Below are 25327 nucleotides of genomic sequence, written 5' to 3'. Positions count from 1 at the left end.
TAAGACTATCGGAGCTTCGCGAAGAGCTCCTGGGCCTCGGGCTGCTTCCAGGTCAGGCGGTTGGGGTCGTCGGGGTCGGGCGCCCAGGGGACGGTCAGGAACCTCGGCTTGCTCTGCCGCAGGTCGACGGCGAGCTGGTACAGCTCCTCGACGTTGAGGTCTGACGTGGTGGCCGCCGTCACGGCGCCCAGGAACTCGCGGAACCCGGCCGGGTCGGTGACCAGGGCGGTCTTCGCCTTCGCCAGCATCGCGTAGAGCAGGCTCTGCTGGCGCTTGATGCGCATGATGTCGGAGCCGTCGCCGTAGTCGCGCAGCCGGAAGTAGCCGAGCGCCTGCTCGCCGGTGAGCACGCTCCGCCCGCTGGGCAGTGTCAGCTTCGACTTCCGGTCGTTGACGGGCTTCTTGATCGTCAGCTCGACGCCGCCGAGCGCGTCAACGACCTTCTTGAATCCCGAAAAATCCACTTCTGCGTAGCGGTCCACTCGGACGTCGGTCAGCTTCTCCAGTGTCTTGACCAGGCAGTCGACGCCGCCCGTGGTGTAGGCACTGTTGATCATGCCCCGGTGCGCGCGAGAGTCGCCGCACGCGGGGATCTCCACCATCGAGTCGCGCGGAATGCTCACCACCATCGGCTTGCCCCGGTCGGCGGGCAGGTGCACGAGCGCGATCGTGTCGGCCCGCGCCTTGGACCCCGTCCGCGCCTCCAACGGGCCGTACTGCTCGTTCCCCTCGCCCTGGCGGGTGTCGGAGCCGATGAGCAGGATGTTCTGGACGCCGGAGACGTTCACCGGCCGGTCCCCCGACCCCACCGGCGATTCCCGGTCCCGGTTGCCCAGCAGCAGCGTGGGCACCGCGACGGCCACCGCGGTCGCCACGGCCACCGCGCCCATCATCGCCCAGCCGGTACGGAGGCGCCGCCTGGGCGCTGTCTCCATGTACCGGCGGCGCTGGCGGACCAGCGTGGCCGGCGGCTCCTGCTCCAGCTCCCTGCCGAAGTCACGGAGCAACTTCAGATCGTCCATCGTCACTCCTCCTCGATCATCGGGTTGGTGTCGCCGAGGGCCGCGCGTACCTTCCGCCTGCCCCGGTTGAGGCGGGAGCGCACGGTGCCGATCGGGATGTCGAGCGCCCGTGCGACCTCGTCGTAGGTCAGATCGCCCCACGCGATGAGCAGAAGGACGTCGCGGTCCTTGGCGGGCAGGCCGGCCAGGGCCGCGGCCAGCTCGGGCCTGGCCGCCTGCGCGGTGACCCCGGCCGCCACGCGGTCGGCCGGGGACTCCACGTCGCCGTCGAGCGGCGCGCGCTGCATGGCGCGGTAGCGGGCCGCCTCGCCGCGGTGGTGGCGCGAGATGAGTTTGGTCAGGATTCCGAACAACCAGGGCCGGGCGTCGGAGTAGCCCGTGTCGTAGCTCCTCCTGCGGGAGAAGGCCACCAGAAACGTCTCGCCCACCAGGTCCTCGGCGGGCTCGGGGCCCAGCCGCTTCACGACGTACCTGTAGAGCATGCCGGAGTAGCGGTCGAACAGTTCGGCGAACGCCTCCGGATCGGTCCAGGACGCGCTGACGAGCTCTGCGTCAGCGGCCCTGGTGGCGGGTTGCGTGATCATCTCCGCCCTTCTGTGGGGGAATCAGTCAGGGATGTCTTGCCGCAACCCGCCCATCCGGTTCACAGCTCCTTGAGGAAGCCTCCGTCGATCACGAAGTCGGCGCCGGTCGTGCTCGCGGAGCGCGGCGAGACCAGCAGCGCGACGGCGTCGGCGATCTCCTGCGGCTCCACCAGGCGTCCGGTGGCCAGCCGCATCATCTCAGGCGCGGTCCGCTCGATGACGGTCGCGGTGTCGCCGCCGGTCGCCCCGGCCAGCACCTCGGCCGCGCCGCCCTCCTTGGTCCACCAGGCGGTCAGGGTCGGGCCGGGCGAGACGGTGTTGACCCGGATGCCCTGCGGGCCGTACTCCTCGGACAGGGCCTTGCCCACCGAGTTCAGCGCCGCCTTGGCGGCGTTGTAGTCGACGTTCATCGGCGCGGGCTGCCGCGCGCCGCCCGAGGAGACGTTGACGATCGAGCCGCCGCCGCGCTCCAGCATCAGAGGTACGGCCGCGCGCATCGCCCGCACCGCCGAGTAGAGGTTGAACTCGAACATCGCCCGCCAGTCGTCGTCCCCGGGCGAGAGGAAGCCGAAGCGCGGCAGGGTCACGCCGGGCGGCGGCCCTCCGGCGTTGTTGACCAGGATGTCGAGCCCGCCGAACCGCTCGGCGGCGGTGGCGATCACGTGCGCGGGCGCCTGCGGGTCCATGAGGTCCACGGGCACGTGCACGACCTCGGGCGGAAGCTCCGAGGTGCGGGTACGCGAGGCCGCCACGACATGGGCGCCCTCCTCGGCAAGAGTGCGGGCGACGGCCAGGCCGATGCCCTTGGAAGCGCCGGTGACAACGGCCACACGGCCGGAAAGCTGCAGGTCCACGAGGGTTCCTTTCTTGGTTTACGCCTCGTGAACACCCGCCGGGCCTGATCGGTTGCAGCCTTCTCAGACGAAGGCGTGACCTCTTCTCAGGCGCAGCTCGTTGAGCATCTGCTGGATGACCTCGCGCACGTGGTCGGTGAGGTTGAACACGAGCATCGGGTCGTCGGCCGCGCCCGGCTCGTACTCGTCGGTGCGGATGGGCTCGCCGAACTCGATCATCCACTTGGACGGCAGCGGCAACAACCCCAGCGGCCCCAGCCACGGGAAGAGCGGGGTGATCGGCAGGTACGGCAGGCCGAGCGCCCTGGCCAGCGTCTTCATGTCGCCGAGCTTGGGATAGATCTCCTCGGCGCCCACGATCGCGGTGGGCACGATCGGCACCCCGGCCCGGATCGCGGAGGCGACGAAGCCGCCCCTGCCGAAGCGCTGGAGCTTGTACCGGTCGGCGTACGGCTTGCCGAGCCCCTTGTAGCCCTCGGGGAAGACCCCGACCAGCTCGCCCTTGCGCAGCATGCGGTCGGCGTCCTCGCGGCAGGCCAGCGTGTGGCCGGACTTGCGCGACAGGTGGCCGAGCACCGGGAGCTGGTAGACGAGGTCGGCGCCGAGCAGCCGCAGCGCCCGCCCGGCCTCGTCGTGCAGCGCGACCTGGGTCATGAGCGCGTCGACGGGCAGCGTGCCGGAGTGGTTGGCCACGACGAGGGCGCCGCCGCCCTCGGGAACGTTCTTGACGCCGACGGTCTCCACCCGGAACCAGCGGTGGTAGATCGGCCGCAGGAGTTCGAGCAGGACCTTGTCGGTCAGCTCGGGGTCGTAGCCGAACTCGTCGACCTCGTACTCTCCGTTGAGCCGCCTGCGCAGGAAGGCCAGAATCTCGGCCAGCCGATCGGGCTCGCTCATGTCAGCATGGCTCCAAGCCCGCGCGAGCGGAGAAAGTCGTCGAAGGCCGCCGCGGTGGTGAACTTGGGCTTCCAGCCGAGCTCGGCGGCGAGCTTGGCTGGGTCGACGGCCCTGCCGTGGCTCATCAGCCGGAGTTGCTCGGGTGAGAACTCGACCAGCCCGGCGCGCCTGGCCATCTCGCCCATCACGCGGAAGGCGGGTGAGAAGAGTGGCAGCGAGAGCCGGCCGGCGCGGCGTACACACTGTGAGAGCAGGAGCACGCCCGCCCCGGCCACGTTGTACGTGCCGGGGTGGTCTTCCGTGGCCATCCGCCGCAGCACCTCGACCGCGTCGTCCTCATGGACGAACTGCAGGCGAGGGTCGAAGCCGAACACCGTCGGCAGGACCGGCTGGGCGAAATAGCGGGTGACCGGCGAGTCGACGCCGGGACCCATGAAGTTGGCGAAGCGCAGCATGGAGACGGTCACGTCGGGACGCCGGCGGGCGAACCCGCGCACGTAGCCCTCGACCTCGGCCGCGTCCTTGGCATAGCCGTGACCGGGGCCGTCGTGCGGCTCCACGTCCTCGTCGAAGACCGCCGGATCCTTCGGCGACGAGCCGTAGACCGCAGTGGTGGAACGGACCACCACGCGGCGCACGGTCGCCGACCGCTGGCAGGCACCGAGCAGCTGCATGGTGCCGATGACGTTGTGCTCTTTCATCAGCGCCCGGCCCGTGCTCCGCGAAGGAGCGCTGACCAGGCTCATGTGCACAACGGTGTCGATGTCCGCGGCCGCGATCACCTGGGCGATGTCGGGGCTGCGCAGATCCACCCGGACGAACTCCGTCCGGCCGAGGGAGCCGCCGCCGTCTCGCGTCAGCGAGGGAAGCGCCGGCGACAAGGGCGGGACGGTGTCGACTCCGATGACGCGGCTGATGTCCGGGTCGGCCGCCAGGACGCTCGCCACCCGGGCGCCGATGTGGCGCGAGACCCCGGTGACGAGCACGGTGCGGGTCATCAGCGCCTCACAACAGCGTCTACTACTTCTTGTTACGCCGCTGGATGCGCGTCTTCTTGAGCAGCTTGCGGTGCTTCTTCTTGGCCATCCGCTTGCGGCGCTTCTTGATCACAGAGCCCACGGGACCCCCAGTTAACTGATAGCAAGTCTGAATCGACGTGCGAGCGCACGCCGGCTCACAGACTACCGGCGATCGGTGGTAGATCGCCCCTCGGGGGTGGGAGCCCGGCCGCGTTCGTGCGACCGGGCCCTGTCCCACGGCGTGTATTCACGGCGAGAGTACGAACGCGCCGCTACTCCAACTCTCATCCGGCCTCGATGTAGGCCTCTCGCAGATAGTCGTGTACCGCCTGCTCAGGCACCCTGAACGAGCGGCCGACGCGAATGGCCGGCAGTTCGCCCGAGTGCACCAGCCGGTACACCGTCATCTTGGACACTCGCATGACCGTGGCCACTTCTGCCACCGTCAGGAACTTCACCTCGCTGAGAGGTCTTTCGCCTGCACCCATCGGACGCCTCTTCCGCACGTGTTTCCGGGTTATCCCCACTGGTGCCATTGCTCACGCACGTGTACTGCCGTCAGCGTAAGTCGGGACTCCGAGTGCGCAAACCCCCTATTTTCTCAGCTCGCGGAGCCACCTGTCAGCCAAACCAGCAAAGTCGCTGGCCAGCAGCCGGGCAGAGCACCTCGCCAGGACGTTGGAACTGTCCAACTTCGTACACATAAGAGTCGCCCCAGGCCCATCAAAAGTTGGCAAAGGGACGACGAGCCTCTTGGAATGCAGGCGCGAAAAGACGGTATGGGGATGACCGAATTCGACTCAAAGGGCTCGTGAGACCCGTGTGACCAGATGGTCCGTCAACGGTGTGTAATAGCGCGGAAGCACGTTGTCATCGAGCGGGACGACCACATCGATCTTGCCCTCGGCCTCGCCCACGAACAGGGCGGGGTCGTTGCTGTCGGCGAAACCCACGGTCGGGATGCCCGCCTCGCCCGCCGCGCCGGCCCATCCGTGGTCGGCGACGACCAGGTCGGGGCGCTCCTCGCCCATCTCCGCGATCATCGCGACCATCGGCGCGGGGTCGTGGCTGTGCACGAATCCGCCGCGGTCGTCGAGCATCGCGACGTCCTGCAGGTAGCGGATCTTGCGCTTGCGGCCGAAGCCCTGGCCCCAGTAGGTCCAGCCCTCGGCGGGCGTCAGCAGCCGCGCGCCGCGCTCGGCCGCGAACCGCGCCAGCGGCAGGTGTACGGCCAGCAGCCCCGTCGGATGCCCCGTGGCGAACAGCAGCCGGGGCGAGGGCCGCGACAACGCGGCGGCGATCCGGTCGGCCATGGCGTCCAGGGCGTCGATCGTCCGCTCGGGATCGATGGTGTCCTGCCCGGAACGGTGCTTGGCGTCGGCCACCACGCCCGCGGACTTGGCCATGAGTTCCAGGATGTCGCGGTAGGACCACGGCTGCGAGACGGTCAGGCCCAGCGTGTAGTGCGGGTCGCGGTTGGCCAGGGAGCTGTAGTGGTCGAGGTTGTTCTCGCGAGGGGTCGCGACGTCGCCGGCGATGCGCGTGCGAACCAGGTGCTCGCGGAGTTCGTCGCGGGTCTGCACAGCTCTCCTAGGGCAGCGGGTCGATGCCGTGCAGAGGGAACACCGCGTTACGCGTCGCCATGATCGCACGGTCGATGGGATCCGCAGGATCATAACCACCGGAAAGGTCACGAAATTCCGGGCTCCGGCCGTCCGTCATGGTCAGCGGGGGTGTCTCACCGGTGCGCTCGCGGACGAAACGCTGCCAGGACTCGGGTGTTCTGGTCGCCGGGTCGACCGGGCTGCCCGACGCCTCGGCCATGAGGTGCGTCCAGGCCCGGGGCACCACCTGGACCAGCTCGTAGCCGCCGCCCCCCGTCGCGATCCACTTGCCGCCCGCCGTCTCGTGCGCCAGCCGGTGCAGGGCCTCGTACGCCGCGCGCTGGCCGTCCAGGCTGAGCATCAGGTTGGCCAGCGGGTCCAGGGCGTGGCTGTCGCAGCCGTGCTGCGTCACCAGGACCTCCGGCCGGAACTCGCGCAGCAGCGGCGGCACCACCGCGTCGAAGGCGCGCAGCCAGCCGCCGTCGCCGCAGCCGGCCGGCAGCGCCACGTTCACCGCGCTGCCCTCCGCGCCGGTCTCCTCCGGCCAGCCGGTGCCGGGGAACAACGTGCGCGGGCTCTCGTGCAGGCTGATCGTCAGGACCCGCGGGTCGTCGTAGAACATCGCCTGCACGCCGTCGCCGTGATGCACGTCCACGTCGACGTAGGCGATCTTCTTGACGCCCTTGGACAGCAGCCAGGCGATCGCCACGGCCGGGTCGTTGTAGACGCAGAAGCCGCTGGCCGTGGCCGCCATGGCGTGGTGCAGGCCGCCGGCGACGTTGAGCGCGTGCTCCGCCGTACCGTCGAAGACCGCGCGGGCGGCGGCCAGGGTGGCGCCGGCGATCAGCGCGGAGGCCTCGTGCACCCCCGCGAAGGCCGGGTTGTCCGAGGTGCCCAGCCCGGCGGAGACGTCGGGCAGGCCCGCGACCGAGACGCGCTTGACCGCCTCGATGTAGCCGCGCTTGTGCACCAGCGCCAGCTCGTCTTCGGTGGCCGGGGCGCAGCCCGCGAGCTCGACCCGCTCCAGCACGCCCAGGTCGCGGGCGAGCGCCATCGTCAGTTCGACCCTGACGGGCGCCAGCGGATGATCAGGGCCGAAGTCGTAGGAGGTCAGGGCATCGTCCCAGATCACCCTCGCCGCACCAGACATGAGTCTCCCTCCTAGCCTTTCGCCGACGTTACCGCAGGCGCACGCCACCGCCCATCGTCATGATCCGGAAATCGCGAGGTATCCTCCGCGGCATGCGCTTCCCCCGGCTGCACCGCTTCGCGCGCAACCCGTGGGTCCAGGACGTCGCGCTGGTCTCCCCGCTCGTGATCGGCAGCCTGTTCGCGGTGGGGGTGGCGTACTCGCTCCCGCAGGTCGACCGGGTCGCGCCGCTTCTGCTGCTGGCCAGCGTCCTGCCGCTGGTGTGGCGGCGGCGTTACCCCCTCACGGTGGCCGGGTTCGTGCTCGGGCTGGACGCCGCGGTCCCGGTCCTCATCGAGTCCGGCGTCTTCCTCGGGATCACGTCGCTGATCGCGCTCTACACCGTGGGCCGCCATCGCGCCGGCAAGAGCGTGCTGCTCACCGGGCTGGCCGCGGGCACGGCCTACTCGATCTCGGGCCTGATCACCCAGTACGACCCCGCCATGGCCGCCTCCGCCATCGCGCCCACCTTGACCGGTTTCGCCGGCCCGTTCCTGGGGCTCGGCCTGGGCCAGTTCGTACGGCTGCGCCGCGAGCTGAAGGAGCGCAGGCAGCGGGAGATGCGCGACGAGGCGATCCACGGCGAGCGGCGCCGTATCGCCCGCGAGCTCCACGACGTCGTCGCCCACCACCTGAGCGTGATCAACGCGCTCGTCGGCGGCGCCCGCACGGTGCTGCCGCCCGAGTCGGCCCCGGCCCGCGAGGCCCTGGAGGCCGCCGAGAGCAGCGCCCGCCAGGCGCTGTCGGAGATGCGCCAGTTGCTGCAGGTCCTGCGGGCCGACACCGCCGACGGCCCGGACGCCGCCACCGGCGTGGGCGCCTCCCGCCTGCCGGAGCTGGTCGAACAGTCGGGCAACGCCTCGCTGCGCGTGGACGGCGAGCCGGTGCCGCTGCCCACCGCCGTCGACCACGCGGTCTACCGGGTCGTCCAGGAGGCGCTCACCAACTCCCGCAAGCACGCCCCCGGCTCGCGGGCCGGCGTCAGGGTCGCCTACCTCAGCCGGGCCGTCGAGGTCGAGGTGCTCGACGACGGCTCGCCGGTCAGGACCGTGGGCGGCGGGTCCGGGTTCGGATTGGGCGGCATGGCCGAACGTGTGGCACTGTGTGGCGGTCGCCTGGAGACCGGGCCCCGCGCGCGAGGGGGGTTCCGGGTGTACGCGCTGCTGCCGCTGGAGACCACATGATCAGGGTGTTGCTGGTCGACGACCAGGCGCTCGTGCGCACGGGCTTCAAGCTCATGCTGAACGCCCAGCCCGACATCGAGGTCGTCGCCGAGGCGGGCGACGGCCAGGAGGCGCTCGCGCGTACCCGCGAGCTCCGGCCCGACGTCGTGCTCATGGACCTGCACATGCCCGTCATGGACGGCGTGACCGCCACCGGGCTGATCTCCGCCGAGCTCCCGGCGACGAGGGTCCTCGCGCTCAGCACCTTCGACCTCGACGAGAACGTCGTCGCCGCCCTCCGCGCCGGCGCCGGCGGATTCCTGCCCAAGGACATCTCGCCCGAGGAGCTCGTCGAGGGCGTACGCGTCGTCCACCGCGGCGAGTCCGCCGTCGCGCCCCGGCTGCTCACCCGGCTGATCGGCACGTTCGTCCGCGCCGCCCGCCCCCGCCGGGAGCCCGCCGCGCTGCCCGAGCTGACCGACCGCGAACGCGAGGTACTCGTGCTCATCGCCAAGGGCCGCTCCAACTCCGAGATCGCCGACCGGCTGAGCGTCTCGCCGTCCACGATCAAGAACCACGTGACGAGCCTGTTCGGCAAGACGGGGGTACGCGACCGGGCGCAGGCCGTCATCCTCGCCTACGAGGCGGGCCTGGTCAGCCCCGGGGAGTAGGAGCAGGCTCCTACCTCCCGCCGACCCGAACGGTCCTCCGGCAGGAAGCCCCCCGCCGATCTCCCCGGCACCCTTGAATCCATGACCTCCATCAAGGCCACGGGCCTGACCAAACGCTATGGGCAGACCACCGCGGTCTCCGGCCTTTCGTTCACCGTGGAGCCCGGCCAGGTGACCGGCTTCCTCGGCCCCAACGGGGCGGGCAAGTCGACCACGATGCGCATGATCCTCGGGCTCGACCATCCCAGCGGGGGCTCCGTGGTGGTGGACGGCCTGCCGTACCAGAAGCTCAAGCACCCGCTCCGCAAGATCGGCGCGCTCCTCGACGCCAAGGCGGTGCACGGCGGGCGCAGCGCGCGCAACCACCTGCTGGCCATCGCCCAGAGCAACGGACTGCCCGCCGCGCGGGTCGAGCAGGTCCTGGAGAGCGTCGGCCTCAGCCAGGTGGCCAAGCGGCGGATCGGCGGGTTCTCACTGGGCATGTCACAGCGGCTCGGCATCGCCGCGGCGCTGCTCGGCGACCCGGAGATCCTGCTGTTCGACGAACCGGTCAACGGGCTCGACCCGGATGGCATCCTGTGGATCCGTACCTTCATGCGCAAACTGGCCGCGGAGGGCCGCACGGTCTTCGTCTCCAGCCACCTGATGAGCGAGATGGCCCAGACGGCCGACCACCTCATCGTGATCGGCAAGGGCGAGCTGATCGCCGACACCAGCGTGGCCGACTTCATCGGCCGCAGCTCCCAGGGCTTCGTCAAGGTACGCTCGCCGCGCCTGGCCGAGGTCGCCCAGCTCCTCAACGTGGGCGAACTCCACCACGACCACCTGCGGGTGACCGGCATGCAGCCCCTGGAGATCGGCACGCTCACCGCACGCGCCGGCCTGCCGCTGGAGGAGCTGACCTTCGTCCAGCCCACGCTGGAGGCGGCCTACATGGAGCTGACCAAGGACAGCCTGGAGTACACCTCATGATCGACGTGATGCGCTCCGAATGGACCAAGCTGCGTTCGCTGCGCTCCACGGTGTGGACGCTGATCGCGGGCTTCGTGATGATGGTCGGCCTCGGCGGGCTCATCTCCTGGGCCGCCGTGTCCAACGCCCCGGCCGGCGCCACCGGCACCGCGGCGCAGGCGGTGATGACCGCGCTGGTCGCCCTGCCGTTCGGCGCCATCGCCATGGCGACGCTGGGGGTGCTGGTCATCTCGGGCGAATACCGCACCGGGATGATCAGGACGTCGCTGCAGGCCGTGCCACAACGCCTGACCTTCCTGTACGGCAAGGCCGTCGTCTTCACCATCGTCGCGCTGGTCGTGGGGTTGACGACCGCGTACACCGCCTTCTTCGTCAGCCAGGGCGTCCTGGCCATCAAGGACCTCGACACCTCGATCACCGCCCCGGAGGTGCTGCGCGCGGTAACCGGCGCCGGCCTCTACCTGGCGGCCAGCGGCCTGTTCGGCCTGGCCCTGGGCTCCCTGATCCGCCACACCCCCGGCGCCATCGTCGCGGTCATCACCCTGACCCTGGTCCTGCCCCAGCTGACCACCGTGCTGCCGGGGCAGCTCGGGGAGATCGTCACCAAGCACTTCACCTCCAACGCCGGCCTCCAGCTCACCATGGTCGAACCCCGAGCCGCCGGCCTCCCGCCGTGGACCGGCTTCGCGGTGTACCTGATCTGGGTGGCCGTCATCCTGACAGCCGGCACCGCCCTCCTCCACCGCCGCGACGCCTAACCACCGCCCATCCCTTTTCGCCCACCCGCAGACCAGCCCCTTCGCACACCCGCAACCCCGGCCAGACAGCGCAAACCAGCCCTTCGCACACCCGCTGCTCAGGCCGGACGAGCTCAGGGACCAGCGAGCCAACCCCGCCTACACGAACCGGCGGTCGGCCCACAGCCCGAACCGGCGATGGACCCGCATGCGCAAGCCGGTGGGACACCCGACGGGGGTGCCGATCCCCTACGGGCAGGGCGACCCGGGCGGGCGAGCGGACGACCCGCGCGGCGCAGCCCCGCGCAGGCGAGGCGAGCGGAGCGAGCGGCCCGCAGGAGTGAGGCCGGCGCGGCAACACACATGAGCAGGCGGACGACCCGCGCGGCGCAGCCCCGCGCAGTCCCGCGCAGCCCCGCGCAGGCGGGGCAAGCGGAGCGAGCCGCTCGGCTGAGCAGTGCGACCCTCCCGCAGAGGTGAGGCCGGCGCGGCAACACCCCTGGGCGGGCGGACGACCCGCGCGGCGCAGTCCCGCGCAGGCGAGGTGAGCGGAGCGAGCCGCTCGGGGAGCGGAGCGAGCGGTCCGCAGGGGTGAGGTCAGCGGGGCGGGGGTGAGGCTGGCGTGGTGGGGGGTTTACTCGGCGCGGAGGGCTACTACGGGGTCGAGTTTGCCGGCTCGGCGGGCCGGGGCCACTCCGAAGAAGACGCCCACCGCGGCCGAGACGCCGAAGGCCAGTGCCACCGACCACCAGGTTATTGAGGCCGGGACGGGGGTGAAGGTGGCGATGGCCAGGGCGCCGCCCACTCCCAGGGCTATGCCGATCAGGCCGCCGATCGTGGTCAGGAGGACTGCTTCGATCAGGAACTGGCGCAGGATGTCGCCTTGCCGGGCGCCCAGGGCTTTGCGGAGACCGATTTCCCGGGTGCGTTCGCGGACGCTCACCAGCATGATGTTGGACACACCCACCCCGCCCACCAGGAGTGAGATGCCGGCGATGGCCGCCAGTACGCCGGTGAGCATGCTGATCACGGTGCCGATGGTGCCCAGGAGCTGGGTCTGGGTCACCGCCGAGAAGTGTTCTCCCGGGTAGCGGTCGACCAGCGCGTCCACGACCTTCTGCTGGAGTGGCTCGATTTCGTCGGGGCCGCCGGCGCCGACCGCCATGCCGTTGATGCGGGGGATGCCGAGCAGGCGCTGCGCCGTGGTGACCGGCATGTGGATTTCCTGGTCCCTGGCCACTCCGAAGGCGGAACCCAGCTGGGCGTACACACCCACTACCCGGAAGCGGGCGCCGGAGATGGAGACCTGGCGGCCGATCGGGTCTATGTCGCCGAAGAGCTTGTTCGCCACTTCTGAGCCCAGGACCGTGACGCGGCGGCGGGTGTCGACGTCGGTTTCGCTGAGGTAGCGGCCTTTGTCCAGGGGGCGGGCGAAGATCTTGGGCAGGTTCTCGTCGGTGCCGACAATGGTGGAGAACACCTCGGCTCTGCCCACGCGTACCGTCTCGCCGGACTGCAGGGACACGGTCACCTTGCCCGGATCCCCCACCACGCGGCGCACGTACGCCACGTCGGTCAGGTCCAACCGGCTCTGGGTGGGGGCGGCGCCGACGTTCAGGCGGCCGGGGACGATCAGGATGATGTTGCTGCCCAGGCCGGAGATCTCCCGCTCGACGGTGTCCTTCGCACCGGTGCCCACCGAGACGAGGATCACGACCGACAGCACGCCGATGATCACGCCGAGCATGGTCAGCAGGCTGCGCATCCGGTTGACCCGCAGCGCCTCCAGCGCCATCCCGAACGCCTCACGCCCCCTCACCGGCCCTCCTCCCACGAACGGTCCCCGGAACCGAACCCATAGGCCCGGGTCCTGGAAGATGCGCCGCCCCCAGAGTGGTCAACCTCGGAGTGACCGCCCTCAGGATCACCGCCACCCTCTGGGTGAGCGGCCTCGGGGTGAGCGGGGTCGGGGTGAGCGGGGTCGGGGTGAGCAACTGTGGGGTGGTCACCCCCGGGATGGGCGGGCTCGGGGTGTGTGACCTTGGGGCGATCAACCGTGGGGCGATCAACTGTGGGGTGAGCATCCGTGGGGTGGGCGGGCTTGGGGTGGGTGGCCGTGGGGTGGGGGCTTCTGGGGAGTAACTCGGGGAGGTGGTCTGTGGCGGTGTCCAGTTCTATGAGGCCGTCGCGGACGTGGATCTGGCGGCGGGCGTGGGCGGCGATGTCGGGTTCGTGGGTGACGAGGACGATGGCGACTCCGCTGTCGGCGTTCAGGCGGTCGAGCATGGCCATGACCTCGGCCCCGTTGCGGGTGTCGAGGTTGCCGGTGGGCTCGTCGGCCAGCAGGACCTTGGGCTCGCCGACCAGGGCTCTGGCGATCGCGACCCGCTGCTGTTCGCCGCCGGACATCTGGGACGGGCGGTGGTCGAGGCGGTGGGCCAGGCCGACGGCCTCCAGCGCGGCCCGCGCGCGGTCGCGCCGCTCCGCCTTGCCCATACCCCGGTACACCAGCGGCAGCGCCACGTTCTCCAACGCCGACGTCCTGGCCAGCAGGTGGAACGACTGGAAGACGAAGCCGATGGTCCGGTTGCGCAGCTCGGCCAGCTCGGTGTCGGACAGGCCGGACATCTCCACGCCGTTCACGCGCAGTTGCCCGGACGACGGACGGTCGAGGCAGCCGAGCAGGTGCATGAGCGTCGACTTGCCGGAGCCCGACGGGCCGATGATGGCGGCGAACTCCCCCTGGTCGATCCGGAGCGTGACGCCCCGCAGCGCCTCGACGGACACGCCTTCGAGCTGGTAGCGCCGCGTGAGGTCGACGGCCTCCAGCGCCGGCTCTGTGGAGGTCATGGCAGTTGCTGGCCCTGCCGTACGGAATCAGCGCCCTTCACCACCACGCGCTCGCCCACCGACAGCCCGCTCAGTACCTCGACCACCGCTTCCCCCTGCGCCCCGAGCTTGACCACGCGCCGCTGCGCCACGCCGCCGGCGGCGGCCCATACGACGCTCTCCCGCCCGCTGCTGACGATCGCCGAGGCGGGCACCGAGACGGCCTCGGGCGACTCGCGGACGATCAGGCGGGCCACGGCGCTCATGCCCGGTTTGGGGGCGGGCGCCTTGGTGCCGTCGTCGAAGGTTCCGGCGCCCAGACTGAGGCGTACGGGGTAGCTGACGCCGCCGGTGCTGGACTGCATGGGGGTGACACCGATTCCGGCGACCCCGGCGGTGTAGGTGGCGCCGGGGACGGCGTCGAGTTCGACCTCGGCCTTGGCGTCCTCCTTCACGAGGAGGATGTCGGTCTCGTCGATGTCGGCGGAGATCGTGAGCTTGGAGATGTCCGTGACGGTGATGATCGAGTCGCCGGCCGAGACGGGGACCCCGGCGGCGACGGCGGTCCCGGCGCCGTTGGAGGGCAGGTTCGGGAGTGGCTGGCCGCCGCCGGGCAGCTGGCTGAGCAGGCCGCTCAGGCCCGGGGTGGCGGCGCCGCTCTCCCCCGAGGCGCGGCCGAGCGTGACGACGCCCGTGAACGGGGCCTTGATCGTGAGCGCCTTGACGGTCCCCTCGGCGGCCTTGACCGCGACCCTGGCCTGGGTCAGCGAGGCCGCCTGCAGCGAGGACATCGAGGCACTGAGGCCGCCGGCGGTCTGCGCGAGCACTTGGGAGATGGTCCGTCCGAGTTGCGCGGTGATGCCGGCCAGCGCCTTCGACTGGGCCCGGTACTGGGTACGCGCCAGGCTCACCGCGGCCAGCACCTGCTCGCGCGCCCGCGGGTCGTCGATCTTCCTGGCCTCGCGGGCGGCCTTGGTGAAGTGCGCGCCGACCTTGCGGTCGAGTGCGGAGGTGTCGAAGGCGGCGAGCTGGATCCGCGGCATCCCGATCGACGGCGTACGGGCCGGCTTGGCGGCCTTCTTGGCCTGCTTGAGCTGGTCCTCGGCCTGCGGGGAGCGGATCTTGGCCAGGATCTGGCCCTTCTTCACGTGGTCGCCGTCGCTGACGTACAGCTTGGCGACGGTGCCCTGCGCGGGCGAGCGCAGGGTGGCGGTGGCGCGCGCGCCGATCGTGGCCGGGGCCTCGACGACCTCGGTGACGGGCGCGCGCTTTACTTCCGCGAGCTGTACGGCGGGCGGCGCGTCAGCCGAACAGCCGGTCAGAGCGAGAAGGACGAGCAGCGGGGGAATTCCGCGACGGATCGTCACCCGGCCCATCGTAAAGAGAGGGTCACGCGCCCTTCACACGGCGTCGGCCTCGACCGGCCGGGGGGTGGCCAGCCGTACCCCCCGGACAGCCGGTACGGCCAGCAGCACCAGACATCCCGACACCGCGATCACGGCCGAGAACCCGAGCACGCTCTCCGCCCCCACGAAGCCCGCCACCGGCCCGGCGACGGCGTTGCCTATGGGCATGGCCATGACCGAGCCGCCGATCTCGTAGGCGCTGACCCGGTTGAGCGCCTCTCCGGGGATGTTGGTCTGGATGCTGGTGGCCCACATGACCGACCAGAGGCCCCAGGCGGCGCCGCCGAGCAGGTGCCCGGTCATCATCACGGGAAGCGGGGCGCCGAGGGCGATGGTGAGCGGTTCGAGGGCGAACAGGAGCATGCCGGTCGCGCCGGCGGCCAGCGGGCGGGCGGGGCGCACCCGCATGGCGACCAGGCCGCCGACGATGGTGCCCGCGCCGCCCGCGGACAGGACCAGGCCGTAGGCGGCCTCGCCGTAGGCGCCGGTGATGAGTTCTGAGCCGAGCGGGATGAGCGGGCCGAACAGGGTGATGCCGAAGATCATCCACATCAGGATGACGCTCCACATCCAGGTGCGCGAGCGGAACTCCTGCCAGCCCTCCCTGAGCTGGTGGAGCATCGGCCGGGCGGCTTCGGCGCGGGCCACCCTGACCCGCATGAGAAGCAGGCAGACGGCGCTGGCGGCGAACCCGGCGGCGTCCAGCGCGAACACGGTGCCGACGCCGGCCAGCCCGACCAGCGCGCCGGCCAGGCCGGGCCCGGCCAGCATCATGATCGACTCGGAGACGCGGAGCGCGGCGTTGGCCTTCTGGATGTCGGCGGTGATCCTGGGGATGGTTCCGGCGACTCCGGGGCTGTACATGGCGGTGGCGACGCCGTTGACCGCGGACAGGACGAGGATCTGCCACAGGGCGGGCCTGCCGGTCATGAACAGGACCGCGGTGGTCGCCTGGGTGGCGATCCTGGCGACGTCGGCGCCGATCATCATCCGGCGAGGTGTGAAACGGTCCATCAGGACGCCGCCGAACAGGATCAGCGCGACCATCGGCGCCGAGGTCGCGGCCAGCGCCAGGCCCACGCCGGTGGCTCCGTGGCCCGCCTGCCGCATGCCCAGGGCGGTGGCCACGGGCATCATGGCGAATCCGGCCATGGAGACCGTCCTGGCCACGAAGAAGAGACGGAAGTCCCGGGTCCACATGGGCGCCCATCCTGCCCCACGCAGGAAAGTTTCCTGTTAGTGGGGGGTCGCGCTCAGCCGGAGGCGAGTTCGCGGCCCCGGTCGCGGGCGGCCTCGATGGCGGCCAGGAAGGCGGCGCGCACGCTGTGGCGCTCCAGCTCGGCGATCGCCGCGATCGTGGTGCCGCCGGGGCTGGTGACGGCCTCGCGCAGGATGACCGGGTGCTCGCCGGAGTCGCGCAGCATGATGGCGGCGCCGACGATCGACTGGGTGACCATGTCGAGTGCGGCGGCCCTGGGCATGCCGAGCAGGATGCCGGCGTCCACCATGGCCTCGACCAGGTAGAAGAAGTACGCGGGCCCGCTGCCGGAGAGGGCGGTGGCGGCGTCCTGCTGCGACTCGGGGATGCGCAGCACCTTGCCGACGGGCTTGAGGAGGTCCTCGGTGCGGCGCAGGTGCTCCTCGCCGGCGTGGGCGCCGGCCGAGATGACGCTCATCGCCTCGTCGAAGCGGATCGGCGTGTTGGACATGACCCGCACCACCGGCACGTCCACGCCCAGCCGCTCCTCGACGAAGGAGGTCGTGATGCCGGCGGCGGCCGAGATGACCAGGCGGTCGGCGGCGACGTAGGGGGCGATCTCGGCGAGGAGGGCCGCCATGTCCTGCGGCTTGACGGCCAGGATGATGGTGCCGGCCAGCTTGGCGGCCTCGGGGTTGGCGACCGTACGCACGCCGTAGGTCTCGCGCAACGCCTGGGAACGCTCCGACCGGCGCGCGGTGGCCACGATGTCGCCCGGCTTGAACCCGGCACGCAGCAGCCCCGACAGCAGGGCCTCGCCCATCTTGCCCGTGCCCAGAATCGCGATCATGTCAGGTTCCTCGCAGGTGTAGACGCTGGCCCGCAGCCTACCGGGCGGGCCGCGGCTAGCTTCTGGACAGCAGGGAACGGGCGAAGAAGGCGAGGTTCGCCGGGCGTTCGGCCAGGCGGCGCATCAGGTAGGGGTACCAGTCGGCGCCGTAGGGCACGTACACGCGGACCTGGGCGCCGACTTCGGCCAGCCGCTCCTGCTCGGCGGGACGCACGCCGTACAGCATCTGGAACTCGAAGGCGGTCGCGTCGCGGCCGTTGAGCACGGCGAGGGCGGAGGCGATCTCGATGAGGCGCGGGTCGTGCGTGGCGACCATCGGATAGCCGCTCCCGGCCATGAGGATCTTGAGGCAGCGCACGAACGAGCGGTCGATCTCCCGCGCGGAGGTGTAGGCGCCCGGTGCGGTGTAGGCGCCCTTGCACAGACGTACGCGCGCGCCGTCGAGGCGGGCGCAGCGCTCGGCGGCGTCGAGCAGGTACGCCTGGACGACGATGCCGACCCCGGGATGTTCCTTGCGCAGCGTGGCGTGGACCGACTCCAGCCCGGCGACGGTGTCGTGCTCCTCGGCGTCGAGCGTGAGCGTGATGCCTCTACCCGTCACGGCGTCGCAGATGGTCGCGGCGTTGTCGAGCGCGAGCTGCTCGGACAGGCGCAGGCCGAGCGCGGTGAGCTTGACCGAGACGTCGGCGCCGGGCGGCAGCCGGTCGAGCACGGCGAGGTAGGCGCGCACGGCGCCGTCGGCCTGCGCCCGGTCGCGCACCTCCTCCCCGAGGTGGTCGACGGTCACCAGCAGCCGACGGTCGGTCAGCTCGGTGACGACGGCGCCGATGTCGTCGGCGACGTATCGCCGGACCAATTCCCTGGTCAGCGGCGAGGAGGAGACGACGCGCTGGGCGCGCTCGCTCTTGGAGACGGCGATGAGGGCCTGACGAAGCACGTCCCTCACCCTAACTTCAGCGCCGCGGATGAACCCGCACGACGCGGGATCCGTCGAAAGGTTATGCGGACAATCCTCCTGGCTGGATGCCTGGTTCTGGTAACGAGTTGCGGTACGGCTGCGCCGCCCCAGACGGCAGCCCCCACCGGCACGAAGGCCGCCCCGGTGAGCTCGGGGCCCGTCGAGCAGACCCCGCCCAAGGGCCCGGAGCCGGTCAAGCCGGTCGCCGACACGATCAACACGAGGAAGGTCCCCTTCGCCAAGGCCAAGTCCTTCGACAAGGGCCGCAAGGTCAGGCTCACGTGGGAGTCGGGCGTGGCTCCGTGCACGGTGCTCGCCCGGGTGAAGGTGAAGGAGACCAGGGGCAAGGTCACCATCACGCTCTACGAGGGCACGCCGAGGAAGGCCAAGGACGTCGCCTGCATCATGATCGCCATCCAGAAGACGACGACCGTCAAGCTCAAGGCGCCGCTGGGCAAGCGGAAGATCGTCGACGGCGCCAAGCTCCGATAATTCGGGACATGTCCAGATGAGGACATCCCCAGTGACTTCCATGCGATTTCTTGCATAGATCAAGACAAACGGTCACTGGGGGGGTTCTCTTGACACGGCTCTTACGTGCGCTCATGTCCGTGCTCTTACTCACCGTCGGCATGGTCGCGTTGGTGGCGGCGCCCGCGCAGGCCCTGCCGGCGCAGTTCCAGAAACAGGTCGTCTTCAGCGGCCTGACGCGCCCGTCGAACATCGAGTTCGCCGCCGACGGCCGCGTCTTCGTGGCCGAGAAGAGCGGGATCATCAAGGTCTTCGACTCCCTCACCGACACCACCCCCACCGTCTACGCCGACCTGCGCACCCAGGTGCACAACTTCTGGGACCGCGGCCTGCTCGGGATGGCGCTCCACCCGAACTTCCCCGCAGACCCCCGCCTGTACGTCCTGTACGCCCGCGACGCCGTCCCCGGCGGGAACGCTCCACGCTGGGGTACGGCCGGCGCCACCGACGACCCCTGCCCCAGCCCGCCCGGCCCCACCGGCGACGGCTGCCTGATCACCGGCCGCCTCTCGGTCATCTCGCCGGCCGGCGCGGAGACGCCGCTGATCACCGACTGGTGCCAGCAGCACCCCAGCCACTCGACCGGCGACCTGCAGTTCGGCCCCGACGGCATGCTGTACGCGACCGGCGGCGACGGCGCCAGCTTCAACTTCGCCGACTACGGCCAGGACAACCTGCCCAGCTCCGACATCACCCCGGACAACCCCTGCGGCGACCCGCCCAACTCGGTCGGCACCGCCCTGTCGCCCCCGTCTGCAGAGGGCGGCGCGCTGCGCTCCCAGGACGTGCGTACCAGCGGCGACCCGAGCGGCCTCGACGGCACGATGATCCGCGTCGACCCCGACACCGGCGCCGCCGCCGCGGGCAACCCGAACGCCGGCAGCGCCGACCAGAACACCGCCAGGATCGTCGCCAACGGCCTGCGCAACCCGTTCCGCCTGACCAACCGGCCGGGCACCGCGGAGATGTGGCTGGGCGAGGTCGGCTGGACCACGTGGGAGGAGATCAACCGCGTCGCCTCCCCGACCGCGGGCGTGACGAACTTCGGCTGGCCCTGCTACGAGGGCCCCAACCGGCAGGGCGGCTACGACGCGCTCAACCTGACCCTGTGCGAGAACTACTACGCGGCCGGCCCGTCCGCGCACGCCGCGCCGTACTTCGGCTGGAACCACAGCACCCGGCCGGCGCCCAACGACCCCTGCCCCAGCGGCAACTCCTCGGCCAGCGGGGTGGCGTTCTACCCGGGCGGGCCGTACCCGCCGGCCTATGACGGCGCGCTGTTCTTCTCCGACTACAGCCGCTCGTGCGTCTGGGTGATGACCAAGGGCGCCAACGGGCTGCCCGACCCCGCGACGATCACGACGTTCGACTCCGGGGTCGGCTCGGTCGAACTGGAGACCGGGCCGAACGGCGACCTGTTCGCGGTGGACTACAACGCCGGCACGGTCGTGCGCTACCTGTACAACAACAACCCGCCGACGGCCGCGATCACGGCCAGCGCGACCTCGGGAGAGGCCCCGCTCGCTGTCAGCTTCTCCGGCACCGGCTCCACCGACCCCGACGGCGACCCGCTCACCTACGCCTGGGACCTCGACGGCGACGGCGACCTCGACGACTCCACCTCCGCCACCCCCTCGCGCACCTACACCCAGCCGGGCTCCCACACGGTACGGCTGCGCGTCAGCGACGGCAGGGGCGGCCAGGGCGACGCCACGGTGACGATCAACGTCAGCAACACGGCGCCCACAGCGGCTATCACCACCCCGACCGCCGCGACGACCTGGGCGGTGGGCGAGTCGATCGGGTTCTCCGGCACCGGCACCGACGCCCAGGACGGCACGATCCCCGGCTCGCGCATGCACTGGGCGCTGATCATGCACCACTGCCCAGGCGGCTGCCACGAGCACGAGATCACCACGTTCACCGGCGCGTCCGGCTCCTTCCAGGCGCCCGACCACGAGTATCCGTCGCACCTGGAGCTCAAGCTCACCGTCACCGACGCGCACGGCCTGACCGACACCAAGAGCGTGCTGCTGCAGCCCAAGACGGTGAACCTGACCTTCCAGACGAACCCACCCGGCCTCCTGCTCGGCTTCAACGCCGAACAGACGGTCGCGCCGTTCACCCGGACGGTGATCGTCGGTTCGAGCGTCGGCCTGTCCGCGCCTTCACCCCAGGGCGACCAGGGCTTCGTCTCCTGGTCGGACGGCGGCGCCGCGGCCCACAACATCACCGCCCCGGCGAGCGCGGCCACCTACACCGCGACCTACCAGACCGTGACCGGCCAGCCGGGTCTGGTGGCGGCGTACTCGATGAACGAAGGCACCGGCACGGCCGTCGGCGACGCCTCACCTTCGGGCAACAACGGGACCACGACCGCGACCACCTGGGCCCAGACCGGCAAGTACGGCAAGGCCCTGTCGTTCAACGGCAGTTCCAGTTGGGTCACCGTCGCCGACTCCCCGAGCCTGCGCCTGACCAGCGGCATGACGTTGGAGGCATGGATCCGCCCGGCCACCACGACCGGCTGGCGCACCATCGCCATGAAGCAGTTCGGCAGCGACCTCGCCTACTCCCTCGACCTCAACGACCGCGCCCACAGCACCATCCACACCACCTCGGAACGCGGCCTGTACGGCACCGCCTCCCTGCCCCTCAACACCTGGACCCACGTCGCCGCCACCTACGACGGCGCCAACCTCAAGCTCTACGTCAACGGCACAGAAACCAGCTCAGTGGCCGCGACCGGAAACATCAGGACCGACAACGGCGTGCTGCGCATCGGCGGCAACGCCGTCTGGGGCGAATACTTCAACGGCCTCATCGACGAGGTCCGCATCTACAACAGGGCCCTGACGCCCGCCCAGCTCACCGCCGACATGAACACCCCGATCGGCACCCCGCAACCGCCCGACACCGAAGCGCCGAGCGCCCCCGGCGCCCCGGCGGCCACCGGCGGCGCCGGCTTCGCCTCCCTGTCGTGGACCGCCTCGACGGACAACGTGGGCGTCGAGGGCTACACGATCCACCGCTCGGCGACGCCGAACTTCACCCCGTCAGGGGCTAACCAGGTCGGCTCCACGCCGTCCACGTCGTTCACCGACTCGGGCCTGGCGGCGGGCACGTACTACTACCGCGTGCGCGCCTTCGACGCCGTCCCCAACACCAGCGCCTCGTCCGGCGAGGTGAGCGCGGCCGTGACCGCGCCGCCGACCGGCCAGGGCCTGGTGGCGGCCTACGCCATGAACGAGGGCACCGGCGTCACCGTCGCCGACTCCTCCGGCAGCGGCAACAACGGCACCTCCACCGCCACGTCCTGGACCACGACCGGCAAGTACGGCAACGCCCTGTCGTTCAACGGCACCGGTAGCTGGGTCACCGTCGCCGACTCCCCGAGCCTGCGCCTGACCGGCGCCATGACGTTGGAAGCATGGATCCGGCCGGCCACCACCACGGGCTGGCGCACGATCGTCATGAAGCAGTTCGGGAACGACCTCGCGTACACCCTGGATCTCAACGACCGCGCCCACAGCACCATCCACACCACCTCGGAACGCGGCCTCTACGGCACCGCCTCCCTGCCCCTCAACACCTGGACCCACGTCGCCGCCACCTACGACGGCGCCAACCTGAAGCTGTTCGTCAACGGAGCGGAGGTGAGCTCCGTCACCGCGACCGGAAACATCAGGACCGACAACGGCGTGCTGCGCATCGGCGGCAACGCCGTCTGGGGCGAATACTTCAACGGCCAGATCGACGAGGTCCGCGTCTACAACAGGGCCCTGACCCCCGCCCAGCTCACCACCGACATGAACACCCCCATCACCTGACGGCCCGCCTGCCGGCCGTCAGCCGCTCGGCCTGCCTGCGCCCCACCTCAGCGGTGCGGCGCAGGTAGTCGACGATCACTTCCAGCTCGCTCTCGGAGTAGCCGGTGAGCGCCTGGCCGAAGTCCGTGCCGGGCTCGGTCCAGGCCGCGCCGATCCGTTCCCTCGCCGCGGGGGCCGGCGCGACGAGCGTGCGCCTGCGGTCCTTCTCGTCGGCCTGCCGTACGACCAGGCCGGCCTTCTCCAGGCGGTCGACCAGGCGGGTGGCCGAACCATGCGTCAGCCCCGTGAGCGCCGCGATCCTGCCCGTGGTCACCGGACCGGGCTCCAGGTCGAGCAGTCCCATGCACTGCAGGTCCGTGGGGTGAATGCCGAGGCTGTCGGCCAGCGCCTGGTTGAACAGCACGTACGCCGCGTAGTGCCGCTGGCTCTCGGCGACGAGGACGTCGAACAACTCCGCGCGGTTTGACACCGTGCGCCTCCACTCGGCTAAATTACGTGCGTGACGCAATGTTTGCGTGACGCACTTATTCTATCGTCCTGAAGGGACAACCCCAGCATGACCACCCTTGTCACCGGAAGCCGCGGCGCCGTCGCCCGCGCCCTCATCCCGATGCTGCGTGAACGCGGCCTGCCGGTCCGCGCCGCCTCCAGGGCACCGGACGACGACCGGACCGTGCGCTGCGACCTCACCGATCCGGGCACCTTCCCCGCCGCGCTGGACGGCGTGAGCTCCGTCTTCCTCTACGCCGAGCCGTCCTGCGCCGACGCCTTCGCCGCCGAGGCCGCCAAGGCGGGGGTGCGGCACATCGTGCTGCTCTCCTCCTCCTCGGTGCTCACCGACGACCCGTCCGGCAACCCCCTGGCCGTCTCCCACCTCGACGCCGAGAACGCGCTGCTGCGCTCCCCGATCCCGGCCACGCTGCTGCGCCCGGGAGCGTTCGCCGGCAACGCGACGGCATGGTCGTGGGCCATCAAGTCCGGCGAACCGGTCAGCCTGCCCTACCCCGGCGCGCACAGCGACGCCATCCACGAGGACGACGTCGCCGCCTGTGCCGCCGCGGTGCTGGCCGATCCGGGGCTGGGCGGCCGGGCGTACACGCTGACCGGGCCGCGGTCGATCACCTTCGCCGAGCAGCTCGAGATCCTCGGACGCGCGCTCGGCCGGGAGATCGGCGTCAAGCCCGTCACCCGCGAGGAGTGGAAGGCCGAGGTGGCCCAGTACGTGCGCGGCGCCTATGCCGACGCGCTGCTCGACTGGTGGGAGTCGTGCGACGGCGTGCCCGCGTCCCTGACCACGGCGGTCGAGGACCTGACCGGCCGCCCCGCCCGCACCTTCGAGTCCTGGGCCCGCGCCCACGCCGGCGACTTCGGGCGCTGACGGCTCAGCCCTTGCGCGGGCAGCCCTTCGGCATCCGCGGAAGGAGATCCGTCCAGCCGCTCACGACGGTCGCGTGGTACGAGACGATCCGGCCGCCCTTGACGGCGTAGGCGACCCTGGCCTGCGAGGCGCCGTTCTGGAGGTTGATGAACAGACGGTGGCGGACGGGCACGTCGTTGATGGTCCCGCCCTCCTCGCCCAGGTCCACGACCAGGCCCTCGCGGCCGAGGGGATCGCGTGCGACGCCGTGCACGCGGGTGCCGGGCTGCCCGGCCAGCACGCGCAGCACCCCCGCCCGCACCTGGGGACTGATCGGCATGTCCAACATGTTGCCGAGCACGGGGGCGAACTCCGCGAAGGACTTGCGGAAGCCCCGGTCGTTCCAGATCCGGTTGTACTCCCGGAACTTCCGCTCCAGAGCCTCGGGCTCGGCCGGCAGCGCCGCGAGGTCGGCCATGGTGAAGTCCGCGACGGACCTGTCGCCGTACCTGCCGCCCCAGTAGGCGCTGAAGCCCGACGTGCACTTTCCGCCGGCCGTCTCCCACAGCATGACCCGATCACCGGCCGAGCGCGGCACCCAGTTCTCGGCCCGCACCTTGCTGTCGGTCATCCGGGACGTGCGCCAGTACCGTCGTGGCGGCTCGTGCAGCTTCCCGATGCGCGCGGCGAGGTCGAGCATGGCCTGGTTCGGCCCCGGCTTCGGGGATTTGTGCGGGGTCGGCAGCGGCTTCTGGGAGGGCGCCGGGGTCAGCACCGGGGCGGGCGCCGGCGCGAGGTTCGCGGCCAGCGCGACGACCACCGACACGACCGCCGCCGTCGCCAGCGCGGCCCACGCCCAGCTCCTCCGCGCCCACTTCCCCCGCGTCCGGCTCCCTCGCGAGGCGAGCCGGCCCGCCCTCGGCCGGGTCCGTGCGGCCGCCACCTTCGCGCGTCCTCTCGCCACGACCTCGTCCGACGGCGGCCGGGCGTCGGGCAGGGCACGTGCGAGCAGCTCCAGCTCATCCATCGACTCCACCGAACTCCTCCTTGAGCGCCTCGCGCAGTTGCTTGCGCGCCCGGTTGAGCCGGGACGCGACGGTTCCGTAGGGGATGTCCAGAGCCGCGGCCACCTCGGCGTGACTCAGACCACCCAGCGCGACCAGCAGCACCACGTCGCGGTCGCGCGGCTTCAGCCCGGCCAGCGCCCCCGCGAGCGGCCCGGTGAGGCGCGCGGCGTCGATCCGGTCGAGGACGGCGTCCTCCCGGTCGTCCCAGTCGCGCTCGGCCGCGCGGGCCAGCGCCTTCCACCTCCTGCTCTCGGTACGGCGATGCCGGGCGACCAGGTTGGTGGCGATGCCGTACAGCCAGGGCCTGATCTGACCCGCGGCCGGGTCGTAACCGCCGCGCAGCGCGGCCACGAAGACGTCCGCGGCCAGATCGTCGGCGATGTCGTCGGTCAGGCGGCGGGCGATGTAGCGGTGGATCTCACCGAAATATCGGTCGAAGAGATCAGGTGGAACCCCCAGCGGATCTGCCCCGTTACGCGTGTTGTGCACGATCACACCCGTTCTTGCCCGATGCCGCGGAATGCTTTCACGCTCATCGGGGTTGAGTCGGGTAGGCTCAACTCGTTTGACAAAGGTCATTCGGCTTCGT

25 protein-coding genes are annotated in these 25327 nt (G+C 70.9%); 7 read left to right on the top strand and 18 right to left on the bottom strand.

The genetic code is table 11. The features are described 5' to 3' along the window. Window positions 1–5: 5 nt before the first annotated feature. The 9 genes from ACFWYW_RS36865 to ACFWYW_RS36825 form a co-directional block, all read right to left on the bottom strand. Complete coding sequence (locus tag ACFWYW_RS36865; RefSeq protein ID WP_379611401.1) at window positions 6–1022, bottom strand: LCP family protein; 1017 nt, start codon at window positions 1020–1022, stop codon at window positions 6–8. Between the two features lie 2 nt (window positions 1023–1024). Then, window positions 1025–1606 (bottom strand): RNA polymerase sigma factor, encoded by a 582-nt coding sequence (locus tag ACFWYW_RS36860; protein WP_379611399.1) that lies wholly within the window; start codon window positions 1604–1606, stop codon window positions 1025–1027. A 59-nt stretch (window positions 1607–1665) separates the two neighbouring features. Next, the gene (locus tag ACFWYW_RS36855; protein ID WP_379611398.1) at window positions 1666–2460 is read right to left on the bottom strand and encodes an SDR family NAD(P)-dependent oxidoreductase; all 795 of its coding nucleotides are present in this window, start codon (window positions 2458–2460) and stop codon (window positions 1666–1668) included. Window positions 2461–2523: 63 nt separating this feature from the next. Further along, complete coding sequence (locus ACFWYW_RS36850; RefSeq protein ID WP_379611397.1) at window positions 2524–3357, bottom strand: lysophospholipid acyltransferase family protein; 834 nt, start codon at window positions 3355–3357, stop codon at window positions 2524–2526. Beyond that, window positions 3354–4355: an NAD-dependent epimerase/dehydratase family protein gene (locus ACFWYW_RS36845; protein ID WP_379611396.1), complete on the bottom strand. Its 1002-nt coding sequence runs from the start codon at window positions 4353–4355 to the stop codon at window positions 3354–3356. Before ACFWYW_RS36845 ends, ACFWYW_RS36850 begins: the two co-directional genes overlap by 4 nt. Before the next feature lie 22 nt (window positions 4356–4377). Beyond that, window positions 4378–4476 (bottom strand): 30S ribosomal protein bS22, encoded by a 99-nt coding sequence (locus ACFWYW_RS36840; protein ID WP_018654693.1) that lies wholly within the window; start codon window positions 4474–4476, stop codon window positions 4378–4380. Window positions 4477–4660: 184 nt separating this feature from the next. Next, complete coding sequence (locus tag ACFWYW_RS36835; protein WP_026214222.1) at window positions 4661–4864, bottom strand: helix-turn-helix domain-containing protein; 204 nt, start codon at window positions 4862–4864, stop codon at window positions 4661–4663. 312 nt (window positions 4865–5176) lie between these two features. Next, window positions 5177–5959 carry a phosphatase gene (locus ACFWYW_RS36830; RefSeq protein ID WP_379611395.1) on the bottom strand — a complete coding sequence of 261 codons (783 nt, stop codon included), beginning with the start codon at window positions 5957–5959 and terminating at the stop codon, window positions 5177–5179. A gap of 7 nt (window positions 5960–5966) precedes the next feature. After that, complete coding sequence (locus ACFWYW_RS36825) at window positions 5967–7130, bottom strand: acetoin utilization protein AcuC (RefSeq protein WP_379611394.1); 1164 nt, start codon at window positions 7128–7130, stop codon at window positions 5967–5969. Between the two features lie 92 nt (window positions 7131–7222). On the opposite strand from ACFWYW_RS36825, the gene ACFWYW_RS36820 reads away from it, so the two are divergent. From ACFWYW_RS36820 to ACFWYW_RS36805, 4 genes are all read left to right on the top strand, one after another. Continuing rightward, complete coding sequence (locus ACFWYW_RS36820) at window positions 7223–8353, top strand: sensor histidine kinase (protein WP_379611393.1); 1131 nt, start codon at window positions 7223–7225, stop codon at window positions 8351–8353. Beyond that, window positions 8350–9003 (top strand): response regulator, encoded by a 654-nt coding sequence (locus ACFWYW_RS36815; RefSeq protein WP_379611392.1) that lies wholly within the window; start codon window positions 8350–8352, stop codon window positions 9001–9003. Before ACFWYW_RS36820 ends, ACFWYW_RS36815 begins: the two co-directional genes overlap by 4 nt. Window positions 9004–9084: 81 nt before the next feature. Continuing rightward, a complete protein-coding gene (locus ACFWYW_RS36810) occupies window positions 9085–9975 on the top strand; it encodes an ABC transporter ATP-binding protein (RefSeq protein WP_379611391.1) in 891 nt (296 codons plus the stop codon). After that, entirely contained in the window at window positions 9972–10733 is a 762-nt protein-coding gene (locus tag ACFWYW_RS36805; protein ID WP_379611390.1) for an ABC transporter permease, read from the top strand. The genes ACFWYW_RS36810 and ACFWYW_RS36805 overlap by 4 nt, the downstream gene beginning before the upstream one ends. A gap of 613 nt (window positions 10734–11346) precedes the next feature. On the opposite strand, the gene ACFWYW_RS36800 is transcribed toward ACFWYW_RS36805, so the two are convergent. From ACFWYW_RS36800 to ACFWYW_RS36775, 6 genes are read right to left on the bottom strand one after another with little or no spacing between them, the layout of a single operon-like run. Continuing rightward, the gene (locus ACFWYW_RS36800; RefSeq protein ID WP_379611388.1) at window positions 11347–12531 is read right to left on the bottom strand and encodes an ABC transporter permease; all 1185 of its coding nucleotides are present in this window, start codon (window positions 12529–12531) and stop codon (window positions 11347–11349) included. Next, entirely contained in the window at window positions 12528–13562 is a 1035-nt protein-coding gene (locus ACFWYW_RS36795) for an ATP-binding cassette domain-containing protein (RefSeq protein WP_379611386.1), read from the bottom strand. The genes ACFWYW_RS36800 and ACFWYW_RS36795 overlap by 4 nt, the downstream gene beginning before the upstream one ends. Continuing rightward, window positions 13559–14908, bottom strand: a complete 1350-nt coding sequence (locus ACFWYW_RS36790) for an efflux RND transporter periplasmic adaptor subunit (protein WP_379611385.1) — start codon at window positions 14906–14908, stop codon at window positions 13559–13561. The genes ACFWYW_RS36795 and ACFWYW_RS36790 overlap by 4 nt, the downstream gene beginning before the upstream one ends. A gap of 33 nt (window positions 14909–14941) precedes the next feature. Then, window positions 14942–16147, bottom strand: coding sequence for an MFS transporter (locus ACFWYW_RS36785; protein ID WP_379611384.1), 1206 nt, complete (start codon window positions 16145–16147; stop codon window positions 14942–14944). 53 nt (window positions 16148–16200) lie between these two features. After that, the gene (gene proC, locus ACFWYW_RS36780) at window positions 16201–16995 is read right to left on the bottom strand and encodes a pyrroline-5-carboxylate reductase (protein WP_379611383.1); all 795 of its coding nucleotides are present in this window, start codon (window positions 16993–16995) and stop codon (window positions 16201–16203) included. A gap of 55 nt (window positions 16996–17050) precedes the next feature. Further along, window positions 17051–17932, bottom strand: a complete 882-nt coding sequence (locus ACFWYW_RS36775; RefSeq protein WP_379611382.1) for a proline dehydrogenase family protein — start codon at window positions 17930–17932, stop codon at window positions 17051–17053. 165 nt (window positions 17933–18097) lie between these two features. Between ACFWYW_RS36775 and ACFWYW_RS36770 the strand changes: the two genes are divergently transcribed. Both ACFWYW_RS36770 and ACFWYW_RS36765 read left to right on the top strand, forming a co-directional pair. Further along, window positions 18098–18445: a hypothetical protein gene (locus ACFWYW_RS36770; protein ID WP_379611380.1), complete on the top strand. Its 348-nt coding sequence runs from the start codon at window positions 18098–18100 to the stop codon at window positions 18443–18445. Between the two features lie 113 nt (window positions 18446–18558). After that, complete coding sequence (locus ACFWYW_RS36765) at window positions 18559–22314, top strand: LamG-like jellyroll fold domain-containing protein (RefSeq protein WP_379611379.1); 3756 nt, start codon at window positions 18559–18561, stop codon at window positions 22312–22314. On the opposite strand, the gene ACFWYW_RS36760 is transcribed toward ACFWYW_RS36765, so the two are convergent. Further along, window positions 22307–22783, bottom strand: coding sequence for a MarR family winged helix-turn-helix transcriptional regulator (locus ACFWYW_RS36760; RefSeq protein WP_379611378.1), 477 nt, complete (start codon window positions 22781–22783; stop codon window positions 22307–22309). The genes ACFWYW_RS36765 and ACFWYW_RS36760 overlap by 8 nt on opposite strands. A gap of 87 nt (window positions 22784–22870) precedes the next feature. Here ACFWYW_RS36760 and ACFWYW_RS36755 point away from each other — a divergent pair, with 87 nt between their 5' ends. Then, a complete protein-coding gene (locus ACFWYW_RS36755) occupies window positions 22871–23692 on the top strand; it encodes an SDR family oxidoreductase (protein WP_379611377.1) in 822 nt (273 codons plus the stop codon). A gap of 4 nt (window positions 23693–23696) precedes the next feature. Here ACFWYW_RS36755 and ACFWYW_RS36750 read toward each other — a convergent pair whose 3' ends face one another. Beyond that, the gene (locus tag ACFWYW_RS36750; RefSeq protein ID WP_379611376.1) at window positions 23697–24707 is read right to left on the bottom strand and encodes a hypothetical protein; all 1011 of its coding nucleotides are present in this window, start codon (window positions 24705–24707) and stop codon (window positions 23697–23699) included. Further along, window positions 24691–25227 (bottom strand): RNA polymerase sigma factor, encoded by a 537-nt coding sequence (locus ACFWYW_RS36745; protein ID WP_379611375.1) that lies wholly within the window; start codon window positions 25225–25227, stop codon window positions 24691–24693. The genes ACFWYW_RS36750 and ACFWYW_RS36745 overlap by 17 nt, the downstream gene beginning before the upstream one ends. Window positions 25228–25327 lie beyond the last annotated feature (100 nt).

It is taken from the genome of Nonomuraea sp. NPDC059023, assembly GCF_042740095.1.
Taxonomy (GTDB): Bacteria; Actinomycetota; Actinomycetes; order Streptosporangiales; family Streptosporangiaceae; genus Nonomuraea.
This window is presented reverse-complemented; position numbering and strand designations above follow the sequence as displayed.